Genomic DNA, 22,685 nt, shown 5'->3' on the forward strand with positions numbered 1-22,685 from the left:
ACCTGCAGCCCAGCCATGAATCCCACGCCTTCCGCCTTCATCAAAAACCTCATCTCGCTGGCTGCGGCGCCCTACAAGCCGGTGGGTCTCTACACCTGGATGTTTGCCCGCGGCAAACTCGGCGGTGATCCCGTGTTTGCCCATCTGCTGGCTGCAGGCCTGCTGACCGGCCGTTCGCGCATTCTGGACATCGGCTGCGGCCAGGGTTTGCTGACCTCCTGGCTGCTCGCCGCCAAAACATGCGCCGCACGCGGCCAGTGGCCGGCTGCCTGGCTGCCCGCACCGTCGGCGTCCCATGTGCAGGGCGTCGAACTGATGGCCCACGATGTCGAACGGGCGGAACAGGCCCTGGCCGGCGCCGTCCGCGGAGGACAGGCCCAATTCGTGCAGGCAGACATGTGCCGCACCGAGTTCGATCAAACCGATGCGGTGGTGATTCTGGACGTGCTGCATTACGTTCCGGTTGCCGCGCAGGATGAGGTGCTGCAACGCGTGCGCCGGTCGCTGGCTCCCGGTGGCGTGCTGTTGCTGCGTGTAGGCGATGCCGCTGCCGGCTTGCCCTTTGCCTTCAGCAACTGGGTTGACCATGTGGTGACCACCTTGCGCGGCCACCGTCTGGGAACGTTGCACTGCCGTACCATCGCCGAGTGGGAAGCGGTGTTGCAAGAACTCGGGTTCATGGTGGAGGCCAAAGCCATGAGCCAGGGCACCCCTTTTGCCAATGTGCTGCTGGTGGCTCGCCTGCCCGCCGCCTGAGCGGTTACCCCGCGTTTGCTACCATGAATTCATCACCCAGCTCACCCCCAGGCACTGTGCGACCCATCCTGCTTTCCCACTTCACCGCAACAAGCTGTATTGGCCAGGGCCTGCAGCCGACCCTGGCCGCGCTGCGGGCGCAGCGTAGCGGCCTGAAACCCTGTGATTTCGATTCGGTCGATCTGGCCACATGGACAGGCACCGTGGAAGGCCTGGACAACGAGGTGTTGCCTGCGGCACTGCAGGCCTACGATTGCCGCAACAACCGCCTGGCCCAGCTCGGCCTGCGGCAAGACCACTTTGACGCAGCAGTGCAGACCCTGGCCGCTCGCGTCGGACGCCGGCGCATTGGCGTATTCCTCGGCACCAGCACCTCCGGCATCCTGCAGACCGAAATGGCCTATCGCCACCTCGATCCCCTGACCGGCAAACTGCCCGACGGCTTCAGGTATGCCGCAACGCACAATCCTTTTTCCGTCACTTCCTTTGTGCGCGAGTTTTTCCAGCTGGAGGGTCCGGCCATGACGGTGTCCTCCGCCTGCTCGTCCAGCGCCAAGGTGTTTGCTTCGGCGCGCCGCATGATGGCCGCGGGGCTGATTGACGCGGCCATCGTCGGCGGGGTGGATTCGCTGTGCCTGACAACCCTGTATGGCTTCAACTCCCTGGGCCTGACGTCCACGCGGGCCTGCCGGCCATTCGACGCGGAACGCGACGGCATTTCCATCGGCGAGGCGGCAGCCTTCGCCCTGCTCGAATGGGCACCTGAACATCTGGACGGTGAAGCCGTGCTTTTTCTTGGCGTGGGTGAATCCAGCGATGCCCACCACATGTCCTCGCCCCATCCCGAAGGACTGGGCGCGCGCATGGCGATGCAGGACGCCCTGGACATGGCCGGGCTGGCCCCAGCCGATATCGGCTACATCAACCTGCACGGCACCGCCACACCGAGCAATGACGCTGCAGAAACCAAAGCCGTGGTTGCGCTGTTCGGGTCCAACACGCCGTGCAGCTCCACCAAGGGCGCGACCGGCCACGCCCTGGGCGCGGCAGGCGGTGTCGAAGCCGTGATCAGCGCGCTGGCCCTGCAAAACGGTCTGTTGCCCGGGGGCCTGAATACGCAGGCGCTGGACGCGGCGCTGCCCCTGAACTACCTGCTGGAAAATCGCGAAGAGGCCGTGACTCGCGTGCTGAGCAACTCCTTTGGTTTCGGTGGTACCAACTGCAGCCTGGTTTTTGGCCGTGCCGGGTAAAACAACGATGACACATCCATCCACCGCGCCGACTCTCACGGTTTTTGTCGAAGGTATCGGCCTGCTCGGGCCTGGTTTGTCGGGCTGGGGGCCGGGCAGCGAACAGCTGGCGGGCCGCGTACCTCATGAAGCGGCGCGTTGCGTGCTGCCGCTGCCCATGGCCCTGCCCGCGGCGGAACGCCGGCGCGCAGGCGCCGTGGTCAAGGTCTCGCTGGCAGTCGGCCAGGAAGCCGTGACGGCGTCGGGCCGCGCTGCGACTGACCTGCCCTCGGTTTTTTCATCATCCAGCGGCGACGCCATCAATTGCCATGAAATCTGCAGCGCCCTGGCATCAGGCGACAAGCTGATTTCTCCCACGCGTTTTCACAACTCGGTGCACAACGCCTCCTCCGGCTACTGGAGCATTTCAAGCGGGGCCATGGCCACCTCCTCGGTGCTTTGCGCCTACGACGCCAGTTTTGCAGCCGGCCTGCTTGAAGCCATGACCCAGGTGGCGGTTGAACAGACCGCGGTACTGCTGGTCGCCTATGACACCGATTACCCCGAGCCCTTGCGCAGCGTGCGTCCCCTGTCGGACACTTTTGGCGTGGCACTGGTGCTGGCACCCCAGCGCAGCGAACGCAGCCTGGCGCAGTGGACACTGACGCCGACGACCTGCCTGACAAGCGCCAGCGCAACGGTCATGGCAGACAGCACACTGGAACACCTTCGCACAGGCATTCCCGCCGCGCGCTGCCTGCCGCTGCTGCGCAGTGTCGCCGCACGCGATGCGGGCGACGTCGTGCTCGATTACCTTGAAGGCCTGCAGCTGGCCGTGCGGGCGGCACCGTGCTGATACCGCCGCATCTTCCGACCACCCTGCAGCACGACGACATCGCGCGCCGCATTCCCCACCAGGGCAGCATGTGCCTGCTCGACAGCGTCAGCATCTGGGACGCGCAACACATTGTTTGCCAGGCCAGCAGCCACCGCGCGCCCGACCATCCCCTGCGGGCTCATGGCCGGCTGGGCGCGGCCTGCGGCGTCGAATACGCGGCGCAAGCCATGGCCGTGCACGGCACGCTGGTGGCCCAGGCCCTGGCCGGTGAAGGTGCTGAAAACACACCGCCCCGTGCCGGCTACCTGGCCAGCGTGCGCAGCGTCACCATGTCGGTCGAACGGCTGGACACCATCGCCGGCCCCCTGACCATCCGCGCCGACCGGCTCACGGGGGATGACAACACCATCCTCTACAGCTTCACCGTTCAGGCCGGCGACCAGAACCTGCTCGCCGGACGCGCCGTGGTGGTGCTCGACGCCTCGGCGCTTGCGCTCCCGCCGTCAACACAGCAAACTGCAACCGCAGGCACATCCCCATGACATCAAGCCCCAAACGCGCACTGGTCACCGGCGGAAGCGGCGGACTCGGCTCCGCCATCAGCCGGCGGCTCGCGGCCGACGGCTTTCACGTCATCGTTCACGCCAACAGCCATCTGGCGAAAGCCCAGGCGGTCGCCGCCGATATCGCGGCACAGGGTGGCCGGGCGCAGGCTGTGGCCTTCGACGTCACCGATGCAGCAGCCACGGCAGCAGCGCTGGAGATACTGCTCGAAGAGGGACCCATCCAGGTGCTGGTCAACAACGCAGGCATCCACGACGATGCCGTGTTTCCCGGCATGCAGCTGGCCCAGTGGCAGCGTGTGCTCGACGTATCGCTCAATGGTTTTTTCCACGTCACCCAGCCGCTGACCATGCCGATGATCCGCACCCGATGGGGCCGCATCATCACCATCACCTCGGTGGCGGCGGTAGCCGGCAACCGGGGCCAGGTCAACTACTCGGCGGCCAAGGGCGCCTTGCACGCCGCCACGAAATCCCTGGCGCTTGAAGTGGCCAGCCGCGGCATCACGGTCAACGCCGTGGCGCCCGGCATCATCGACACCGCCATGACCCAGGGTGCTTTCAGCAAGGACGTCATCGACCGCATGGTTCCCATGAAGCGGGCCGGCAAGGCCGAAGAAGTGGCCGACTTGGTCGGCTTTCTCGCCTCGGAACAGGCGGCCTATATCAGTGGCCAGGTTATTTCCATCAACGGCGGCATGATCTGACCCGCGTTCGGGCCCTTGTCCGATTGACACCCGAAAAAAGACGCCTGAAACTTGTGAATTCGGCGTTCAGGGCAATGACCTCCAGGTAAGAGCGAAGAGCGCGGCGCCGATCAAGCTACCCCCCTCTGAGTACGCCTGGCCGCGTACTCCTGCCGGCAGGCGTCCACCTGCTTTTTTGTCGCACCTTGCCAACGCACGACCATGACGGCCATTCCAGGGCACGTCCAACTGCCGCTTCAGGTCCAAAGGTAACACCCCATGAAGACTTCCCTGCCCATCCCTGCGGCACACGCACCCCATCACCCGCTCACCGACTACTACCAGACCGAGCAGGACAGGCAAGCCTATTTGCGCAAGATTTTTGACAACACTGCGGCGGACTACGACCGCATCGAGGCCATGCTGGCATGGGGCACCGGTTCCCGTTATCGGCGCCAGGCGCTGATCCGGGGCGGCTTGAAAGCGGGCATGCGGGTGCTCGACGTAGGCGTGGGAACCGGACTTGTCGCGGCGCAGGCCTGCCTCCTGGCCGGCGATCCTGCCCTGGTGACCGGGGTCGATCCCAGCCCCGGCATGATGGCGGCCAGCAAATTGCCCAAAACCATGGTGCTGACGGAAGGCCGGGCCGAATCACTGCCCTTCCCGGACAACCACTTTGACTTCCTGAGCATGGGCTACGCGCTTCGCCACATCAGCGACCTGGGCGTGGCATTTGCAGAATTCCAGCGGGTACTCAAGCCCGGTGGCCGCCTGTGCATCCTTGAAATCACGCAGGCCAAGAGCAGCTGGGGCCGATGGCTGCTCAAAACCTACATGCGCGGCGTGATACCGCTGCTCACGCGGTTTATTTCAAAGCGAAAAGATACGGCGACCATCTGGCGCTATTACTGGGACAGCATTGAGGCCTGTGTGCCACCAGAGCAAGTCATAGCCACCCTGAGCGCGGCCGGACTGGCACAGGTCAGGCAGCACTTGGAAGTGGGGGTGTTTTCCGAATATCAGGCGATCAAGCCCGGTTGAAGGCCCCTCGCGGACTGCCGATGGAAAAGGCATCTCCTGATTTACAGAAGCCACTTTCGCAGCAGCGCATTGAACACCTCGGGTTGTTCAAGCTGTGGTGTATGCCCGCAGTCCTGGAGCCGTACCAGCTCCGAACCACTGCACAGGCCATGCGCCGTGACGGAGTGGGCGACCGGCAACACCACATCCTGTTCACCATGAACGATCCGCGTCGGCATACGCAGGCTTGTCAGAATCTGATGTGAGCGCGTCCACACCTCCCGGCGCTGGCCACGCAGCGTGGTCATCGCGCGAAGCTGGCTCAGAAAGTGGGCTGCCGCGCCTGGCCTGCGCACATTGCGCTCGATGGCGGCACGCACCAATGGCGTGATCGCTTCGGGTCGAAGGACGATGGCCTTGATCTGTTGCGCCACCGCCATGGGCCCCGGCTTGTTCATCAACTCTCCCAGCCAGGGCAGCGCCATCAGCTTGAACGCTCCGAACACGTCGGCTCCCAAAGCTGCCGAGTTGGCCAGCACCAGAGAACCGACGCGAGCAGGCATCTGGTCGGCCATGCGCAGAGACATGGCCGCCCCGAGCGAGTTGCCCACCAGATGCACCCGCTCGACCCCCAATTGGTCCAGCAGCTTCCAGGCCACGTCGGCCTGCCCCTCAAGGCTCATCGCGTCTGCGGATTCATCCGACAGACCATGCCCCGGCATGTCCCAGGCGATCAGACGCCGGGACGGGCCCAGGTCATCGAACTGCCGGTGCCAGAACTCCAGCGACTCGCCAATACCATGCGTCATCAGCACCGCTGGCCCCGCGCCACCGCTGTCCCGGTAGCGGATCCTGGCGCCATTGATCGAAACAAAGGTATCGCTCATGGTGACACTGCCAACTGGTTTTCGGCCTCGACGGGATAGGTCGAACCGCCACCTGCGGCGATGGGCAAGGCGGCGCCCAGGTAAAGCTTGGTGTGTTTCATAAAATTTCCTCTTGGTGCTAAAAAACGGTGATTGTTCAGGGACGGTTCAGGGCTCGTTCGTGGCCGCGGTGGCGCCTGTATCCGGACAGGGGCCGCGGCACATGCAGCGGCCGGGACCGCACCGGCCACCGACCGTGATGTCAAAGACTTGAGCTGCCATGATGACGCGCCGGTCTCCGGTCAGATGTAGGTCGAGGCCAGCCCGCCGTCCACCGGCAGGTCGATGCCGCCGACCCAGCGCGACGCGTCGCTGCACAGGAAGGCGATCACCGGCGCCACCTCATCGCTGAAGGCGGGGCGCTTCATGCGGTGGGCGTCTTTTTCCATGCGCTGTCCAGTGTTTTTTTCTTCAGCGCTGCAGCACGAACTGCCCGCCTTCGATCTTCAGCATCACGGCAGCGCGTTCGTCAAAGCCGATGTGGTCCGCCGGCGTGAAGTTGAGAACGCCATGCGAAATGACGATTTCCTTCTCGCTCTCCAGCGCATCGCGCAGCGCCTGGCGGAATTCCGGCGTGCCCGGCTTGGCCTTCTTCAGGGCCAGCGGCACGATGCGTTGCAGCACTTTCAGCGCGTCGTGGGCATGGGCCCCGAACTGCGTGCGCGAGTTGGCGCCATGCGTCTTTTCGAAGGCATTCACATAATCCAGCGCCACCGGCTTGATCGGGTTGTTGGCGGCCAGTTGCTCAGCCACCAACACCGGCCCCGCAGGCAGAATGGCGCCATTCATGGCCTTGCCGCCCACGCGCACCAGGTCGGGTGAGGCGGCACCGTGGGTCTGGTAAATGGGGCCGCTCCAGCCTCGCTCGCGCAGGTTGATCTGCGGCATCGCGGCGGCCGAACCGGCGCCCACAATCAGCACGGCATCAGGCTTGGCCGCAATCGCCTTCAGCGCCTGCGCGGTGATGGCGGTGTCCGGCGGCGCGAAGCGCTCGGTGGCGACGATCTCCAGTCCCGCTTTCCTGGCAGAGGCGGTGAAGGCCTGCAGCCACATCTCGCCATAACCTTCGTTCCATCCCAGGAAGGCCACCCTCTTGACTTTGTCGGCCACCATGCGCCTGGCCACCGCATCGGACATCAGCGGCACCGGCTGCGGCAAGGGGAAGGTCCAGTCGTCCTGGCCACCAGGCCGAGGCGCCGGTGCAAAAGCCAGTTGCACGGTTTTTGCCTCGGAGGCCACCGGGGCCATGGCCAGCACCGCCGGCACGCCCGAGGAACCCAGCAACACATCGGCCTTGCTCTCGATGACGAAGCGGCGCGTGTTCTTCACGGCAGCCGTGGTGTCGGATGCGTCGTCGAGTACAAGCAGCTTGATCTTCTCGCCCGCAATGCGGTCGGGCCAGAGGTCCAACGAGGCCTTGATCGGCAACCCCAGTGAAGCCAGCGGCCCGGTCAGCGACAGGCTCACGCCGATGTTGATGTCGGCGTGTGCTGTGCCCGCCAGTGCGAGCAGCGCCGCCATGACTGTTTTTCCAGAAATGTGTTTCATGATGTCTCCGTTGATTCGTGGTTATTTTTTGAGGCGCTTCAGAGGTAGGTCGAAGCCAGGCCGCCATCGACGGGAATGTTGGCGCCGCTGACCCAGCGCGCTGCGTCGCTGCAGAGCCAGGCAATCACGGGCGCGATCTCATCGGCAAAACCGGGACGCAGCATGCGATGGGCATCGGCCTGGACCCGCTCCTGTCCGAGCATGGTGACGAAGTCCCCCAGAATCGGCGTGAATACCGGCCCGGGAGCCACGCAGTTCATGCGCACGCCCTTGCCCATGAACCACTCCTGCGACTGGGTGGCATTCCAGACAATCAGGGCTTCCTTGAAATACTGGTAGCAGGTTGCGTGCGGCACGGGGTGATCGCGCAACCAGGCAGCACCTGCCTCAAAACTCTTCGCCGCCGCCAGTTCCTTGTGCAGGTTCAGGCGCAGCGGCCATTCGGCCCCCAGTATGGAAGCCACGTTGACAATGCTGCCGCCGTGTGGAATGCGCGCCAGTACCTTCTCCGTCAAATGCCTCAAACCCAGGTAGTTCACACGTGCCACCAGGTCGCCATCGGCTGTACCGGGCACGCCGGCAATGTTGCACAAGGCGTCAATGCGCTCAGGCAACTGGGTCACCGCAGCGTCAATGGCAGCGACAGTCCCCAGATCAGCCTTGACGAAGCCGTCCAGCGTCAGGCCAGGGTCGTTGCGGTCCACACCAATGACCCAGGCTCCCTGAAAGCGGGCAAGCCGGGCCACCTCGGCGCCAATGCCCGACGAGGTGCCTGTGATCACGATGGTTTTGCCATGCAGACTCATTGTTTGTCTCCTTGCAGAAATGAAATTGAAAAATGCGCGGCTCAAAACGGAAACATGGTCGCCGCGTCCTTGACAGTGATCCATTGCCACTGGGTGTATTCCTCCCAGTCAGCAGGTCCGCCCACGCTGCTGCCATTGCCCGCGATGCCGGGTCCGCCGAAAGGGTTGACGCAATCGTCATTCACCGTCTGGTCGTTGATGTGGACCATGCCGGACCTGAGTTGCTGCCCGATCGCCATCGCGCGCCCGACCGATCTGGAGATGACAGCAGAGGCCAGGCTGCCGGTGTTGTTGTTGGCCAGCGCAATGGCTTCTTCGTCGGTTTTGTAGGTGACGATGTTCGCCACCGGGCCGAAGGTCTCTTCGTCAAACACGCGCATGCCTGGCTTTACACCAGAAAGCACGGTGGGCTTGTAAAACAGGCCATCAAACGTACCGCCCGCCTCCAGCCTGGCGCCGGCCTTGACGCTGTCCTGCACGATCGCATGCACCCGGTCGCGCTGCTTCGCATCGATCAGTGGGCCCAGCGCGACCTGGCCGCTGGCACCGTCACCCACCGGCAAATGTGTGGCCTTGGCCACCAGGCGCTGCGTCAGCGCGGCGGCAATGCTTTCATGCACAAGAATGCGGTTAGAAGCCATGCAGATCTGCCCCTGGTGCAGGTAGGCCCCCCAGGCCGCATTGCTGGCAGCCACGTCCAGGTCGGCATCGTCCAGGATGATCAGCGAGTTGGCACCACCGAGCTCCAGCGACACCTTCTTCAAATGCCGGCCCGCCAGCTCGCCAATGCGCCGACCCACTGCGGGCGATCCGGTGAACGCGATCATGGGCACCAGCGGATCAGTCACCAGGGCCTCGCCCACATCGGCGTCGCCAGGCAGAACCTGCAGCAGATCCTTGGGCAGGCCCGCTTCCGCAAAAATGCGGGCAATCATCAGGCCTCCGGTGACGGGCGTGCGGGTATCGGGTTTGACCACCACCGCATTGCCCGCCGCCAGTGCCGGGGCCACGGCACGGATCGTCAGGATCAGCGGAAAGTTGAACGGCGAGATGACCCCCACCACGCCATGCGGCACACGGCGTGCCATGCTGGTGCGGCCCGGCACACTGGGCAGCACATGGCCTTGCGACTGCAAAGGCATGGCAGCGGCCAGATGGCAAATCGTGATGGCCTCTCGAATTTCATGCTGGCCTTTGGGCAGGATGCCGCCCGTCTCCCGCGTGGCATACAACGCGAGCTCGTCAAAATGTTGCTGAAACAGTGCCCCTGCGCGGCGGAATACTTCGGCTTTTTCGCGCGGTGGCACCGCCACCCAGGCTTTTTGCGCGGCAGCGGCTGCTTGCGTGGCCACAGCCACATCCGCTGCATTGGCCAGACCCACGGTGCACAGGACCTGTCCGGTGGCGGGTTCGGTCACCTCGCGTATCCCGCCGCCCAGGGCTGCGGGAGCAAGGGCGGGAAAATTGAAAAATGTCAGTGAATCTGATGCACCCATTTGCTGGTCCTTCCGGTTGTTGATTCAAATCGCCGCATGCGTACGGCATGCCGGCTTTATTGCAATGCACGGACCAGCGGTGCTCCAACCGATGTATTGATGCACCGCACCAGGGCACTTTTCACAGGGAAATTAGGGACATACCCTAGACCGCATTGCTGCAACGCAGCACGACAAAATCGTCGCTATTTATTGATCAATTGATCAATAACATGAACTACATTTGCACTGTTGATTAACCAAACGAGCAAGTCCATGCACAAGTCCGAACGCATCTCCCTGGCCGACGTTGCCCGCGCGAGCGGGACGACCCTGGGTAGTTTCGACAGCGCTTCGGTTGCCAAGGCCCTGGGTGGTTTTGCCAGCACGCATGCCGGAGGAAACGCGCACCCCACGGTGTCGGACATCAGCGAATGCCTCTTTTTCTCCCCGGGCGACGGACGCATCTGGCTGCAGGACCAGCGCATGGTCCTGCTGCACACCGAAGCACTGGGTTCCCTGCGGCGCGAGATGATCGACAGCCTCGGGCTGGAGCAGGCACGCGGACTGTTCACCCGCGCCGGCTATGTCAGCGGCGCACGCGATGCCCAGCTGGTGCGCAAGCAGTGGCCTGAAGCCGATCCGCTGGCAGCGGCACTCGCCGGCACACGCCTGCATGCACTCGAGGGGGTCGTCAAGGTGGAATTGGTGCAGGTGTCCTACGACCCCGATACCAGCGGCTACGAGGGTGAATTCCTGTGGCACAACTCCAGCGAAGACGACGAACACATCGCCGCCTACGGCATCGGCGGCTCACCGGCCTGCTGGATGCAGGTCGGTTATGCCACCGGCTACGTCAGCACCCTGTTTGGCCGCCTCATCGTCTTTCGCGAAACCATGTGCCGTTCCATGGGTGATGCGCACTGCCGTGTGGTGGGCAAGTCGGCCGACAAGTGGGACGACATCGAGCAGGACATGCGTTACCTGAACGCCAGGGAGTTTGTCGATACCGCGGCCTATGCGCGCCCGGCCCCGCGTGCCGCCGAGCTTCCGGTACTCGACACGCCGGCCGGCGATGCCATGGTCGGCGCTTCATCCGCATTCAACGCCGCCTGCCATCAGCTCAGCCGCGTGGCACGCACCTCCGCGACCGTGTTGTTCACAGGCGAGTCCGGCGTCGGCAAGGAAAAATTTGCCAGCATGCTGCACAAGATCAGCCCGCGCAAGGACCAGCCTTTTATCGCCGTGAACTGCGCCGCCATTCCGGAGACCCTGATCGAATCCGAACTCTTCGGCGTGGAACGGGGCGCGTACACGGGCGCCAGCCATTCGCGGCCGGGCCGTTTCGAGCGGGCCAGCGGCGGCACCCTTTTTCTGGACGAGATCGGCACACTGAGCTTTGTCGCCCAGGGCAAGTTGCTGCGTGCCCTGCAGGAGGGCGAGATCGAGCGCGTGGGTGGAACACGCGGCATTGCGGTGGATGTGCGCGTGGTGGCAGCCACCAACGAAGCCTTGCGCCAGGCCGTGCGGGACGGCAAATTCCGGGAGGATTTGTTCTTCCGGCTCAATGTGTTTCCCATCCACCTGCCGCCGCTGCGCGAGCGGCGCGACGACATCCCCTTGCTGATGACCCATTTCCTGAACCACTACCGGCGCAAACATGGCTGCCAGGCCAGCGGCTTCACGCAGGCGGCGGTGCGGGCGCTGCTGAACTATGACTTTCCGGGCAACATCCGTGAACTGCAAAACCTGATCGAGCGTGCCGTGATCACTGCCGATACCGACGGCCTGATTGACATCCATCACCTGTTTACCAGTGGTGAAACCCTGACTGCGGACATCATGACCCTGCGGCTGCAGGGAAGCTCGGGCACCCTGAATTTTTCCGCGCCGGTGGCCGGCCCGGCAGCGCCGTCAAACGCAGCACCGGTGCCGCAGTCGCTGGATCAAACCGAACGCGACATGCTGCAACGGGCGATTTCCGCCTCACAAGGCAACCTGTCCGCCGCCGCACGGCAGCTCCAGACAACGCGGGCCAAGCTGGCCTACCGGGCCAGGAAACACGGTCTCATTTGATCCGCCAACAGCAATACTGCGGGCGAAATACCCTACTTCCCGCCGAGTCGCCGCGCCAGCAGCACCGGCAGACGCAGCACAAAGCCGAAGAACAGGCGCGAGTGCATCCACGTCAGCAGCACGTTGTCGCGCAGGTAGTTGAAGTGCGATACACCGCCTTCTTCGGGCCGGAAATATTTGACCGTCGCCGGAAGGTTGATTGGCTTGACACCAAGCCAGCACATGCGCACCACCGCTTCGGGGTCAAAGTCGAAACGCCGCATCCAGCGGTTGCCATGCATGACACGCTGCAGCGGTGCGATCGGATAAACACGAAAACCGAACAAGGAATCCCCAATGCCGGCCCACAGGGTTTCCAGGTTGGCCCAGATGTTGGACACCTTGCGTCCGTTCACGCGAATGCGCGGTGCGTCGGCGGCAAACACCGGCATGCCCAGCACCATGGCGCCGGGCTGCGCGCTTGAAGCAGCCATGAATTGCGGAATCAGGTGCGCCGGGTGCTGGCCATCCGAATCCATGGTCAACACATGCGTGAAGCCCTGCGTCACTGCCAGATCGATGCCGTGCAGCACCGCGGCGCCCTTGCCGACGTTGTGCGGCAGCACGATCACGCGAAGGCCGTCGTCCCCGGCTGCCATGGCCTGCAAGCCGGCGGCGCTGTCATCCGTGCTGCCATCCACCACCACCCAGACCGGTGTCCATTGCGCGCGTGCCGAGCGAACGGTGTCGTAGACCTTGGGGCCGGGGTTGTAGCTGGGTATCAGGACCAGATGGGTCTGGTGCACGCTCGGAACGGAAGCAGTCATCGCTGGAACCTGGCAAAAAAATAAAGCCAGGCCCTGGAGATCAGGGTGGCGGTGAAACTGGAAAACCGGGCAACTGCGCGTGCGCCAGCTCGGTCTGAAAATATTGTTCGAGCTCGCTGACAAAACGTGCGGTGTGCTGCGGCGGGTCAAAACGCCTGCCGAGGCGAACCCGGTAGGTAATGGGCATTTTAGGGGCTTGCAGCAAGGGCCAGCCCTTGCCCAGAAAGCCCGAACTGGTTTCGATGAAAACGGTCTGGACCGGCACACCGGCATTTTTTGCAATCAGGCCGGTGGTACCCTGCAGAGGCCCCACGGGGAAACGCGTGGTCCGCGTGCCCTCCGGAAACAGCAACAAATGGCTGCCCTGCTGCAGGTCATCCACCGCCAGCTGGATCATGGTGCGCAAAGGCGTATTCCGTATGTAGCCGGCCAGCCGCGCGCCCGCGCCATAAAACACGCTGTTGACGAGTTCCGCCTTCATGATGCACGCCGCGCCGGGCAGGCGCGACAGGATCATCACGGCGTCGAGCAAGCAGGGATGATTGGGGGCAATAATCATGGCCGGTTCGTCCCGCAGCGCATCCAGCTCCGAGAGGTCGAAGCGGCAGGCGCCCATCAACACCAGGAACCTCAGGTAACGCCGCGTCATGAGGGTTACCAGCCGGCGGCCTATCCGCTTGCTCATCACGCGCGGGAGCACCGCGCGTATCGGAAACGCCAGCAAGGTCACCACCAGGGACATCAGGCCCAGCAGCAGGTAGCCCAGGTGCAGCCGGGCGGTTTCATGCAGGGCTCTGCGGCGCACGGGCAGTGCCAGTGGCTCGTTCAAAAGGGCATTCGACTTGTTTTCCATACAACCGCCTTGTCAGCGCGCAGCCGGTGTTGCGTCGTCGACTACCCGGATGTTGGCCTTGCGCAGGCGCAGTGCCTGCCACGAACGCCTGAAGTTCAGGATGGATGCCACGTAAAAAATACCCTTGAGCACCGCCAGCGAACGCCAGATCGGTGTTTTGCCGTAGATGTCGCCCGCCAGCATGGACAGCAGGGCTTCCTTGACACGCCACACATTGCTGGGGGCCATGAACAGATCGCGCATGGTCGGGTTGGTCACGCGGTAGATGAACCACGAAAACTCTTTCGGCCCCTTGCGCACCTCCCGGTCAAAATGCGCCAGCGCCGCCGCGGCTTTTGCCGGTTCACGCAGGCAAGTGTCCACTGTTTCGGCGCCGACAAAACCGCCCTGCATGGCCAGCATGACGCCCGATGAAAACACCGGATCGATGAAGGTGAACGCATCGCCAATCATCAGGTGGCTGGGACCGTGGGTATGTTCGCAGGCATAGGAAAAATTGCCGGTGGCCTCAACATCGGACGACAGCGTCGCATGGGCCAGCCGCTCGCCGAGCGCCGGACACAGGGCAATCGTATCGAGGAAAAAGTCTTTCACGGATTTGCTGCGGCTCTTGAGGTAATGCGGCCAGACGACCGCGCCTATGCTGGTAGCGCCGTCGGCCAGCGGAATGAACCAGAACCAGCCGTGGTCGAACCAGAAAATCGTGATGTTGCCTTCGTCCTGCCCCGGGTGCCGGGTGGCCCCGGTGAAATGCGCATACAGCGCCGAACTGTTGTGTTTGGGGTTGCGCCGCTTGATGTCGAACTGCCTGCCCAGCAAGGTGTCGCGGCCCGAGGCATCGACCACGAAGCGGGCGTGCCACTGGCAGGCGCTGCCGTCTTCGCGTTCGGCATGCACCGTGGCACCACTGTGGTCGGGGGCAAAAGCGACTTCGCGCACGCGACAGCCTTCAATCACTTCGGCGCCCGCCTTCGCGGCGTTGCGAATCAGGATTTCGTCGAACTCGGAACGCCGCACCTGGTAGGAAAAAGGCATGGATTTGTCCCAGGCATCGCCGAACTTGAAGGTCTGGCTCCTGCTTTCGTGCCAGGGAGAAACGAATTCGGCGCCCCACTTTTCAATGCCGATCGCCCGGACGGCGTCGGCGACCCCGAGTTTTTCAAACAGGGGAAGGTTGGCAGGCAGCAGGGATTCGCCGATGTGAAAACGGGGATGGTGGTCTTTTTCGAGAAGGACCACCTTGTGGCCACGCTGCGCAAGCAGTGCGCCTATGGTTGAACCCGCAGGGCCGCCGCCAATAACCAGGACATCACACCCGCCCAAGGCTGCAGAGGACGATGACGCAGCCGGTGAGTTCAGCTCGGGCATGGGTTTCCTTGATGGAGTTTTTCGAGCTCGCCGCAGACCGTTGGAGGCCTGCCGCACTGTTATCGGGCATTTTCAGGCTCAACCCGGCAAGTTTACGTCGTGAACCCATCTCTTTTTGTAGTGAAATGTCTGGTTTCACGGATTCGAAATGGCGCGGGCAGCCGGGCGGTGCTTCCAGGAAGCCCGGTTCCGCCGATTTTCCGCATGGCCCGGCGACGACCCATCGGCAAGTGCTATTATTTTCCCGGCCCCTGCTGGCTCCCTGTCACCGCGCTGAGTTCACCCGTGTATTCAGTCATCTACCGTCATCGCCTGAGACCCAGTGAACCATCCAGCGCTACCTCCCGACATCACCGATCCGGCATTTGCCGGCAACGGAAAACACACGCCTATGATGCAGCAGTATCTGGGCCTGAAGGCGGACTATCCCGACACCCTGCTGCTCTACCGCATGGGCGATTTTTACGAAGTGTTTTATGCGGATGCCGAAAAAGCCGCGCGCCTGCTCGACATCACGCTGACGCGGCGCGGCCAGTCGGCCGGCGAGCCGGTGGTCATGGCCGGTGTGCCTTTCCACTCGCTGGAAGGCTATCTCGCCAAACTGATCAAGCTGGGGGAATCGGTCGCCATCTGCGAGCAGGTCGGCGATGTCGCCACGGCCAAGGGCCCGGTCGAACGCAAGGTCGTGCGGGTGGTCACCCCCGGAACGCTGACCGACACCGAGCTGCTCAGCGACAAGACCGAATCCATCCTGCTGGCCGTACACCAAGGGCTGCGCAACACCTGCGGCCTGGCCTGGCTCAGCGTCACCCAGGGCGAAATCCACCTGGCGCACTGCGCTCCCGACGAACTCGAAGCCTGGATAGCGCGGATTGCACCCAGCGAACTGCTCTACAACGTCGACGTCACGCCCGCTTTCGAGCAGCGCCTGAAAACCCAGCGCTGCGCCGTCAGCGCCCGGCCGGCCTGGCAGTTCGATTCAGCGCTGGGTGCGCGCCGGCTGCTGGCCCAGCTGCAGGTCGCGTCGCTGGCTTCATGGAACGCGGAAGCGCTCCCGGAGGCCCACGCCGCGGCATCTGCGCTGCTCGGTTATGCCGAACACACGCAGGGCCGCGCCCTGTCCCACGTGCACAGCCTGCAGGTCGTGCGCTCGGGCGAGCTGATCGAGCTGCCGCAGACCACGCGGCGCAACCTCGAACTGACGCAGACCCTGCGCGGGGAAGACTCGCCCACCCTGTTTTCGCTGCTGGATACCTGCAGCACCGGCATGGGCAGCCGCGCCCTCAAAAGCTGGCTGCTCAGCCCGCGGCGTGAACGCAGCCAGGCACAGGCACGCCTTGATGCCATCACCGCCCTGCGCGACGGCAACCTGCAGCAAAAAATGCGCACGGGACTCAAGGGCTGCAGCGACGTGGAACGCATCACCGCCCGCATCGCCCTGCGCCAGGTGCGCCCGCGCGAGCTGGTGGCGTTGCGCTGCACGCTACAAAAAACAGAGCTGCTTGCGCCCGGCCACAAAGGGCTTCCGGCACTTTTGACCAATATTTTCGAAGATCTGAAGGCACCGCCAGCCTGCGAGGCATTGCTGGGCCGCTATGTGCTGGACGAACCCGCCGCGCTGATCCGCGACGGCGGCGTGATCAACCACGGCTGCGACGCCGACCTCGACGAGCTGCGTGCCATCCAGACCAACTGCGACGACTTCCTGCTCGACCTCGAAAGCCGCGAAAAAGCCCGCACCGGCATTGCCAACCTGCGCGTGCAGTTCAACAAGGTGCACGGCTTCTACATCGAGGTCACGCAAGGCCAGCTCGACAAGGTGCCCGACGACTACCGTCGCCGCCAGACCCTGAAAAACGCCGAGCGCTACATCACGCCCGAACTCAAGGCCTTCGAGGACAAGGCCCTGTCGGCGCAGGAGCGTGCACTGGCCCGGGAGAAATGGCTGTACGAGCAGTTGCTCGACGAGCTGCAGCAGTTTGTTCCCGCCCTCACCCGCCTGGCGCGTGCGCTGGCCTCGCTGGACGCCCTGTGCGCGCTGGCCGAGCGCTCACTCACGCTGAACTGGACCGCCCCGCTGTTCGTGAAGGAACCCTGCATAGAGATCGGCCAGGGCCGGCATCCGGTGGTCGAGGCGCGGCTGGCCGAAACCACGGGGGGCTCCTTCATTGCCAACGACTGCGGCCTGGGCGGCAAGAGCCGCATGCAGATCATCACCGGCCCGAACATGGGCGGTAAATCCACCTACATGCGCCAGGTGGCCATCATCGTGCTGCTGGCCAGCGTCGGTTCGTATGTGCCCGCCGGCGCTTGCCGCCTGGGGCCCATCGACGCCATCCACACCCGCATAGGCGCGGCCGACGACGTGGCCAACGCGCAGTCGACCTTCATGCTCGAGATGACGGAAGCCGCGCAAATCCTGCATGCGGCCACACCGCACTCGCTGGTGCTGATGGACGAAATCGGCCGCGGCACCTCCACCTTCGACGGCCTGGCGCTGGCTGGCGGTATTGCCGCCCACCTGCACAACAAGACCCAGGCCTTCACGCTGTTTGCCACGCACTATTTCGAACTCACCGAGTTTCCGGCGCGCCACCACGCAGCGGTCAATGTGCATGTGAGCGCGGTCGAGTCCGGCGCCAACATCGTGTTCCTTCACCACATCGAGCCCGGCCCGGCGAGCAAGAGCTACGGTATCGCCGTGGCCAAACTCGCCGGTGTGCCCGCCGCTGTCGTCAACCATGCGCGGCATGCGCTGGACGCGCTGGAAACCCAGCAAACCGCCAGCCGCGCGCAGGTGGACCTGTTTGCCGCCCCGCCCGAACGCCCCGCCGCCGAACCCAGCGCCGTGGAAAAGGCGCTTCACGGCATTGATCCTGACGCCCTGAGCCCCCGCGAAGCCCTCGACGCCCTTTATCAACTCAAAAAGCTTTCCAAAGCGGATTGACCTACCATCGCTTCCATGACTTATTGCGTCGCCATCAAACTCAACGCCGGCCTGGTGTTCCTCTCCGACTCGCGCACCAACGCCGGGCTGGACCAGATCAGCACCTTCCGCAAGATGATCATTTATGAAAAGCCGGGCGACCGCTTCATGGTGCTGCTGTCGGCCGGCAACCTCTCCATATCCCAGTCGGTGCGGGAAATTCTGCAAGTCGAGCAGCTCAAGGACCCGGATGGCGGCCCGCCCATCACCATATGGAATGCAAAAAGCATGTTCGATGCCGCACGCGTTCTCGGTTCGGCCATTCGCCGCGTCCATGATCGGGATGCAGAAGACCTGAAACACGCAGGCGTCGAGTTCAATGTTTCGCTGATTTTCGGCGGCCAGATTCACGGCGAAGGCATGCGCCTGTTTCAGGTGTATTCGGCAGGCAACTTCATTGAGGCGACCCCGGAAACACCGTACTTCCAGGTCGGTGAGTCCAAATACGGCAAACCGGTGCTCGACCGCGTGATCACGCCTGAAACACCGCTCGACGAAGCCGCCAAATGCGCGCTGGTCTCGATGGACTCCACCCTCAAATCCAACATCTCCGTCGGCCTGCCGCTGGACATGGTGGTTTATGAAGTCAATTCGCTGCAGACCGACAAAGTGGTCTGCATCGACCACGAAAACCCCTACTTCCGCATGCTGCACAACAACTGGGGCAAAAAACTGCGCGAGGTCTTCGACAGCATTGAAGACCCGATGTGGAGCGGCGGCGAAACGCAGGTGCCGCTTCTGACGCCGCTTACGCGCAACCAGCCCCTGAAAAAAATCACCTCGCCCGAGGAAAAGCTGATCTGATCTGATCGATGTGATTTGAAGGTCCCGTGCCCGCCCCAACCAAGCCCCTCATCGTTTTCTCCCACGGCAACAGCTTTCCCGCAAGCACCTATGGCGTGCTGTTCCAGAGCCTGAAAACGCGCGGTTTCCAGGTCAAGGCGATCGAGAAATTCGGCCACGACCCGCGCTACCCGGTCACCAGCAACTGGCCGCACCTGGTGCAGCAACTGGCCGATTTCACCAGCGAGCAGGTTGAAAAAACCGGGCAGGCGGCCTTTCTTGTCGGTCATTCGCTGGGCGGCTTCCTGAGCCTGATGTGCGCCGCCCGCAATCCCGTGCTCGGCGGCCAGCCGGTGCAAGGCGTGTTGCTGATCGACTCGCCCATCCTCGGCGGCTGGCGCGCCGCCGCGCTGAGCGTGGCCAAACGTGCGCAGCTGGTCGGCTCCATTTCACCCGGCGCCATCAGCCGCAAGCGCCGGCACCAGTGGCTGGACCAGGCCGAAGTGCTGGCGCATTTCCGCAGCAAGAAAGCCTTTGCGCGCTGGGATGAGCAGGTGCTGCGCGACTACATCGAACACGGCACGCACGACGCCCACGGCGACGACAGCAAGCAGCGCCTGCTGAGTTTTGACCGCGACGTGGAAACCGCCATCTACAACACGCTCCCCGACAACCTCGAAGGCCTGCTCAAGCGCCATCCGCTCAAGTGCCCGGTGGCCTTCATCGGCGGGCGCCAGTCGGCGGAGATGAAACAGGTGGGCATGGCCATGACCGAAAAAGTCACCAAAGGCCGCATCATGATGCTCGACGGCAGCCACCTGTTCCCGATGGAAAAACCGGTGGCTACCGCCGCGGCCATTGAAGCCGCCTTGCGCAACCTGATGGAGCCGGATCAGGCCAGCCTGTAGGCCCGTTCAGCCGGCAGGGTCAAGGCGCCCAGGTGACCCAGCCCATCTGCGCCGTGACCAGCACCACCAGGCCAAAGACGATGCGGTACCAGGCAAAAGGCACAAAGCTGTGGGTGGCGATATAACGCAGCAGCCAGCGTATGCACAGCCAGGCGCTAATGAATGAAAACAGCAGGCCGACGCCGAACATCGGCAGGTCAGCCACCGACAGCAGCGCGCGGTCCTTGTACAGGCTGTAGGCGCCGGCACCGATCAGCGTCGGGATCGCGAGGTAAAAGGAAAAGTCGGTCGCGGCCTTGCGCGACAGGCCCATCAGCATGCCGCCGATGATGGTGGCGCCGCTGCGGCTGGTGCCGGGGATCATGGCCAGGCACTGCACCAGGCCGACCTTGAGCGCGTCCATCACCGTCATGGCATCGACTTCATGGATGCGCGCCGTGGCGGGGTTGGCCTGCTGGCGCCGCTCGGCCCACAGGATGATGAAACCCCCGATGATGAAGGTGCTGGCCACCACCACCGGTGTGAACAGGTTGGCCTTGATCGCCTTGCCGAACAGCAGGCCCAGCAACACGGCCGGCACAAAAGCCACCAGGACATTGAGCGCAAATTGCTGCGCCTGTTTTTCCGTGGGCAGTGCCACCAGCGTGTTCCGGAGCTTTTGCCAGTAGACCAGGATCACGGCAAAAATGGCGCCGGTCTGGATGGCGATGTCAAAGACCTTGGCCTTGTCGTCGTCAAAGCCCAGCAATGCGCCGGCAAGGATCAGGTGGCCGGTGGAAGAAATGGGCAGGAACTCGGTCAAACCCTCGACGACGCCCATGACGGCAGCCTTGATCAGCAATGCAATATCCACTCATGCTCCAGAAAGTAAGGGAGGATTATCGCCGCAGGTTGCTGGCGGTCCTGGGCAAGCTCGCAGCCGAAATATCGGTTCATCTCGGCGTTGCAAATACAGCTCGTTACAGACCCGCTCCCAAGCCTCATGCCTCCATCACCCCCCCCCCGGGCGTCAGGACTTGGTTCTCCGGGTGCCATAGCCTTGTACCCTTCCGGCCCCTCTGAAAAAGGCTTTGAGGACCTTGCGTTTCGCGCCACCATGGCGCAACTCGCACCCCGCTTTTTGCATTTCGTCGCACAGCCCTCGCGGCGGCGGCGGCGCTTCGGCACAGTCCGCTTCATCCACTACAGGAGAAGCCCCATGAACATGTCGCCCGTTATTGCCGTTCACCTGACCACCATCCTTGGTGCTGTCGCCATCGGCCCGGTCGCGCTGTGGGCCCGCAAAGCTGGTGCGCACCGTCCCCGGCTGCACCGCGCTGCCGGTTATGCCTGGGTCACGCTGATGCTGGTGGCCGCCACCTCGGCGATCTTCATCCGCGACTACCGGCTGCCCAACATCGACGGCTACACGCCCATCCACCTGCTCATCCCGGTGGTCTACGGCATGCTGTTCCTCGCCTTCTGGTTCCTCGCCAAGGGCAGCATCGAGGGCCACCGCAAGACCATGCAGCGCCTGTACATCGGCGCCTGCGGGGTGGCGGGCGCCTTCACCCTGCTGCCTGGCCGCTACCTCGGCAACCTGGTGTTCGGCCAGTGGCTCGGACTGATTTCTCCAACCTACCAACCTCCTCAAGGAACACCCATGATTGCTCAAATCCTCATCAACACACCTCTCTGGGTCTGGGGCCTGCTGGCCGGATTGCTGGTCCTCGGCTTCAGCCAGGTGCGCAGCCGCACCGTGGGCTTGGCCCGCATCGTCATCCTGCCCCTGGGCCTGGGCGCCTTCTCGCTGTATGGCACCATCTCGGCTTTCGGCGCCTCGCCTGCCGTGTTGGGCAGCTGGTTCGCCACTGCCATCGTGCTGGTGCTGGTTGTCACGCAACTCCCCTTGCCGGCTGGCGCCCGCTACGACAGTGCCACCCGCCAATTCCAGCTTCCGGGCAGCTGGATTCCCATGGTCTTGATCATGGCCATTTTCCTGACCAAGTACGTTGTGGGTGTGAGCCTCGTGATGCACCCGGAACTGAAGGTACACGCCAATTTCAGCCTGGCCATCGGCACGCTTTACGGCGTCTTCAGCGGCATCTTTGCCGGCCGCGCCATCCGCCTGGTTCTCCTGGCCCTGCGCCCCGCCCCTACCCTTCCCGTCGTCAACACCTGAAAAAAAGGAGCTCACCATGAACGCCACTCCCCTGCAAGACAAGAACCTCGAGCAACTCGCCCGCAAGCGCGCCAGCGCAAAAATGGGCTGGTACATCCATGCCAGCGTTTTCATCATCGTCAACCTCCTGCTGGCGGGCCTGTCCGCCATGAGCGATCGCCACTGGGCCATGTTCCCGGCCTTCGGCTGGGGCATCGGCCTGGCGGTCCACGGCTTCGTGGTGTTCATCGTGACCGGCGGTGCCGGCCTGCACCAGCGCCTGGTGCAGCAGGAACGCGAACGCCTGGCCCTGCAACGCGATCCGTGGTGAACCGCTTTCACCGACATCTTCAACAACTTCAACAACCCATCTTCATCGAGGTTTTCCATGCACATCCCGACCCTGTTCAACATCCTGCCCGCACTGGCGGCCATCCTGACCGCCGGCGCCGCACATGCGGGTGATCTGAAGATTGATGTCAACGTGCCCGACGGTCGCCAGGGAGCTGTGCTGGTCGCCGTGTTCGATAAGGCCGACGGCTTTCCCCGCGGCACAGCCCTGCGCACGGCCATGGCTCAGCCGGTTCAGGGCAAGGCCACCCTGCAATTCACCGGCCTGCCCCCAGGCGACTACGCGGCCACCGCCTTCCTCGACGAAAACAGCAATACGAAGCTGGACAACAACCTCTTCGGTTTGCCGACCGAGCCTTACGGTTTCAGCCGCAATGCGCGCGGCCTGACGGGTCCACCACCGTTTGCAGACGCTGCTTTTCGCGTTGAAGACGGCGCACAACAGCAAACCTTCGACCTGAAATAAAGCGGGGCAGATCATGACCTTCTCCATCAACCGCCGCGCGGCGCTGGCCGCCCTGGGTGCTGCAGCCGCCGGAGCCGCCGGCTTTGGCCGCGCCGCCCAGC

General features: G+C 63.6%; 20 protein-coding genes and 3 pseudogenes. 14 read left to right on the forward strand and 9 right to left on the reverse strand.

Annotated elements, in window-relative coordinates:
* Window positions 1–15 precede the first annotated feature (15 nt).
* The 6 genes from WA904_RS02385 to WA904_RS02410 all read left to right on the forward strand — a co-directional run bounded on the left by WA904_RS02385 (window position 16) and on the right by WA904_RS02410 (window position 5,113).
* On the forward strand, window positions 16–756 hold the full coding sequence (locus tag WA904_RS02385; RefSeq protein ID WP_425195528.1) for an SAM-dependent methyltransferase: 741 nt from the start codon (window positions 16–18) through the stop codon (window positions 754–756).
* A 56-nt stretch (window positions 757–812) separates the two neighbouring features.
* Entirely contained in the window at window positions 813–2,006 is a 1,194-nt protein-coding gene (locus WA904_RS02390) for a beta-ketoacyl-[acyl-carrier-protein] synthase family protein (protein WP_425195545.1), read from the forward strand.
* Between the two features lie 7 nt (window positions 2,007–2,013).
* The gene (locus WA904_RS02395) at window positions 2,014–2,841 is read left to right on the forward strand and encodes a beta-ketoacyl synthase chain length factor (RefSeq protein ID WP_425195529.1); all 828 of its coding nucleotides are present in this window, start codon (window positions 2,014–2,016) and stop codon (window positions 2,839–2,841) included.
* Between the two features lie 68 nt (window positions 2,842–2,909).
* Window positions 2,910–3,365: a 3-hydroxylacyl-ACP dehydratase gene (locus tag WA904_RS02400; RefSeq protein ID WP_425195546.1), complete on the forward strand. Its 456-nt coding sequence runs from the start codon at window positions 2,910–2,912 to the stop codon at window positions 3,363–3,365.
* Window positions 3,362–4,093 carry a 3-oxoacyl-ACP reductase FabG gene (gene fabG / locus WA904_RS02405; RefSeq protein ID WP_425195530.1) on the forward strand — a complete coding sequence of 244 codons (732 nt, stop codon included), beginning with the start codon at window positions 3,362–3,364 and terminating at the stop codon, window positions 4,091–4,093. Before WA904_RS02400 ends, fabG begins: the two co-directional genes overlap by 4 nt.
* A gap of 258 nt (window positions 4,094–4,351) precedes the next feature.
* Window positions 4,352–5,113, forward strand: coding sequence for a class I SAM-dependent methyltransferase (locus WA904_RS02410; RefSeq protein WP_425195531.1), 762 nt, complete (start codon window positions 4,352–4,354; stop codon window positions 5,111–5,113).
* A 41-nt stretch (window positions 5,114–5,154) separates the two neighbouring features.
* On the opposite strand, the gene WA904_RS02415 is transcribed toward WA904_RS02410, so the two are convergent.
* The 5 genes and pseudogenes from WA904_RS02415 to WA904_RS02435 form a co-directional block, all read right to left on the reverse strand.
* The gene (locus WA904_RS02415; protein ID WP_425195532.1) at window positions 5,155–5,979 is read right to left on the reverse strand and encodes an alpha/beta fold hydrolase; all 825 of its coding nucleotides are present in this window, start codon (window positions 5,977–5,979) and stop codon (window positions 5,155–5,157) included.
* 281 nt (window positions 5,980–6,260) lie between these two features.
* A pseudogene (locus tag WA904_RS02420) lies at window positions 6,261–6,413 on the reverse strand (SDR family oxidoreductase); the annotation flags it as partial.
* A gap of 16 nt (window positions 6,414–6,429) precedes the next feature.
* Window positions 6,430–7,566 carry an ABC transporter substrate-binding protein gene (locus tag WA904_RS02425; protein ID WP_425195533.1) on the reverse strand — a complete coding sequence of 379 codons (1,137 nt, stop codon included), beginning with the start codon at window positions 7,564–7,566 and terminating at the stop codon, window positions 6,430–6,432.
* A 38-nt stretch (window positions 7,567–7,604) separates the two neighbouring features.
* Window positions 7,605–8,372 carry a coniferyl-alcohol dehydrogenase gene (locus WA904_RS02430; protein ID WP_425195534.1) on the reverse strand — a complete coding sequence of 256 codons (768 nt, stop codon included), beginning with the start codon at window positions 8,370–8,372 and terminating at the stop codon, window positions 7,605–7,607.
* Between the two features lie 41 nt (window positions 8,373–8,413).
* Window positions 8,414–9,868 (reverse strand): benzaldehyde dehydrogenase, encoded by a 1,455-nt coding sequence (locus WA904_RS02435; RefSeq protein WP_425195535.1) that lies wholly within the window; start codon window positions 9,866–9,868, stop codon window positions 8,414–8,416.
* A gap of 255 nt (window positions 9,869–10,123) precedes the next feature.
* On the opposite strand from WA904_RS02435, the gene WA904_RS02440 reads away from it, so the two are divergent.
* Complete coding sequence (locus WA904_RS02440) at window positions 10,124–11,923, forward strand: sigma 54-interacting transcriptional regulator (RefSeq protein ID WP_425195536.1); 1,800 nt, start codon at window positions 10,124–10,126, stop codon at window positions 11,921–11,923.
* Window positions 11,924–11,955: 32 nt separating this feature from the next.
* Here WA904_RS02440 and WA904_RS02445 read toward each other — a convergent pair whose 3' ends face one another.
* From WA904_RS02445 to WA904_RS02455, 3 genes are read right to left on the reverse strand one after another with little or no spacing between them, the layout of a single operon-like run.
* Complete coding sequence (locus WA904_RS02445) at window positions 11,956–12,729, reverse strand: glycosyltransferase family 2 protein (protein WP_425195537.1); 774 nt, start codon at window positions 12,727–12,729, stop codon at window positions 11,956–11,958.
* A gap of 40 nt (window positions 12,730–12,769) precedes the next feature.
* Window positions 12,770–13,582 (reverse strand): lysophospholipid acyltransferase family protein, encoded by an 813-nt coding sequence (locus tag WA904_RS02450; protein WP_425195538.1) that lies wholly within the window; start codon window positions 13,580–13,582, stop codon window positions 12,770–12,772.
* Window positions 13,583–13,594: 12 nt separating this feature from the next.
* Window positions 13,595–14,950 (reverse strand): NAD(P)/FAD-dependent oxidoreductase, encoded by a 1,356-nt coding sequence (locus tag WA904_RS02455; RefSeq protein WP_425195539.1) that lies wholly within the window; start codon window positions 14,948–14,950, stop codon window positions 13,595–13,597.
* A gap of 391 nt (window positions 14,951–15,341) precedes the next feature.
* On the opposite strand from WA904_RS02455, the gene mutS reads away from it, so the two are divergent.
* Genes mutS through WA904_RS02470 form a run of 3 tightly spaced genes read left to right on the forward strand, consistent with a single transcriptional unit; the run spans window position 15,342 to window position 19,627 of the window.
* Window positions 15,342–17,897: a DNA mismatch repair protein MutS gene (gene mutS, locus WA904_RS02460; protein WP_425195547.1), complete on the forward strand. Its 2,556-nt coding sequence runs from the start codon at window positions 15,342–15,344 to the stop codon at window positions 17,895–17,897.
* A gap of 15 nt (window positions 17,898–17,912) precedes the next feature.
* Entirely contained in the window at window positions 17,913–18,740 is an 828-nt protein-coding gene (locus tag WA904_RS02465; RefSeq protein ID WP_425195540.1) for a peptidase, read from the forward strand.
* A gap of 26 nt (window positions 18,741–18,766) precedes the next feature.
* Window positions 18,767–19,627 (forward strand): alpha/beta hydrolase, encoded by an 861-nt coding sequence (locus WA904_RS02470; protein ID WP_425195541.1) that lies wholly within the window; start codon window positions 18,767–18,769, stop codon window positions 19,625–19,627.
* A gap of 19 nt (window positions 19,628–19,646) precedes the next feature.
* On the opposite strand, the gene WA904_RS02475 is transcribed toward WA904_RS02470, so the two are convergent.
* Window positions 19,647–20,480, reverse strand: a complete 834-nt coding sequence (locus WA904_RS02475) for an undecaprenyl-diphosphate phosphatase (protein WP_425195542.1) — start codon at window positions 20,478–20,480, stop codon at window positions 19,647–19,649.
* 345 nt (window positions 20,481–20,825) lie between these two features.
* Between WA904_RS02475 and WA904_RS02480 the strand changes: the two are divergent.
* The 4 genes and pseudogenes from WA904_RS02480 to WA904_RS02495 form a co-directional block, all read left to right on the forward strand.
* Window positions 20,826–21,233 (forward strand): annotated as a pseudogene (locus tag WA904_RS02480) (DUF2306 domain-containing protein); the annotation flags it as partial.
* Between the two features lie 42 nt (window positions 21,234–21,275).
* A pseudogene (locus WA904_RS02485) lies at window positions 21,276–21,788 on the forward strand (DUF6622 family protein); the annotation flags it as partial.
* Window positions 21,789–21,804: 16 nt separating this feature from the next.
* Window positions 21,805–22,098 carry a 2TM domain-containing protein gene (locus WA904_RS02490; RefSeq protein WP_425195543.1) on the forward strand — a complete coding sequence of 98 codons (294 nt, stop codon included), beginning with the start codon at window positions 21,805–21,807 and terminating at the stop codon, window positions 22,096–22,098.
* A gap of 57 nt (window positions 22,099–22,155) precedes the next feature.
* Window positions 22,156–22,584, forward strand: coding sequence for a DUF2141 domain-containing protein (locus tag WA904_RS02495; protein WP_425195544.1), 429 nt, complete (start codon window positions 22,156–22,158; stop codon window positions 22,582–22,584).
* Window positions 22,585–22,685: the final 101 nt, after the last annotated feature.

The sequence above is a fragment of the Polaromonas sp. genome, from assembly GCF_049790275.1.
In the GTDB taxonomy this organism is placed as follows: Bacteria; Pseudomonadota; Gammaproteobacteria; order Burkholderiales; family Burkholderiaceae_C; genus Polaromonas.